Origin of the sequence: Lentzea indica, assembly GCF_012184385.1 — a bacterium.
In the GTDB taxonomy this organism is placed as follows: domain Bacteria; phylum Actinomycetota; class Actinomycetes; order Mycobacteriales; family Pseudonocardiaceae; genus Lentzea; species Lentzea indica.
The window spans coordinates 1-758 of the sequence record NZ_VSRL01000588.1; the positions used below are offsets into that span (position 1 = coordinate 1).

The window sequence follows — 758 nt, forward strand, 5'->3', positions numbered from 1 at the left end:
CGGAACCGCCGCACGATCGCCCGGCCGGTCGCCGTGCGGAGTCCGGGCACCAGGCGTTCCGCGGCGTCGGTCAGTCGCGCCACCACTGTCTCGTCGGATGCCCGCATCAGGTCCCCGGCGACTGACGGATGAGCCATGACCGTGACCAGGCCCCGGTTCTCCGGCGCGCGGCCGGAGTGCTTGAGGTGGTCGAAGATGATCGTGGAGACCGTGCCGTTCTCGGCGGTCGGAACGACCACCGCGTAGTCACGACGGCCCAGCGGCCGGTCGAACAGCAAATGCGCCTTCACCACGGACGAGAACGAACACGCGTCGATGAACTCCGATCCGTGCTCCGGGTACACGAGACGAACCACCGGGGCGGGCACGGCCAGCACGACCGAGCGGGCGCTGATCTCCTTGCCGCCCACGAAGATCCGGGCCGAGGAACCGTCGTTGACCACCCGGTCGACCGGAGCTGAGGTGGTGACGCTCACCTGCGAGGCGAGCGCGCGGGCGAGTGTGTCCATGCCGTCGCGGTAGGTCCGCCAGGTCGACGCCGGACCGATCGAGGTGAGCAGCGCGAGGAACGGCGCGACGGCGGAACGTGCGGGGTCCCAGCCGAAGAATCCCGACACGACCGGCTGGCACAGGTAGTCCAGCAGGTCACCCCGGCACGCCTGCGCGACCGTGGCGTGCGACGAGTCCTCCGGACGTTCCAGGTCGAACCGCCCGCGCAGCAACCGCAGCAGCTCCAGCCGGGCTCGCACGGGCAGGCC

Annotated in this window: 1 protein-coding gene; it reads right to left on the reverse strand. The window is 70.7% G+C overall.

The genetic code is table 11. From position 1 onward, the window contains the following. Window positions 1–758, reverse strand: a 758-nt coding sequence (locus tag FXN61_RS49785; protein WP_167980682.1) for an FAD-dependent oxidoreductase, incomplete at both ends; no start/stop codon positions are given.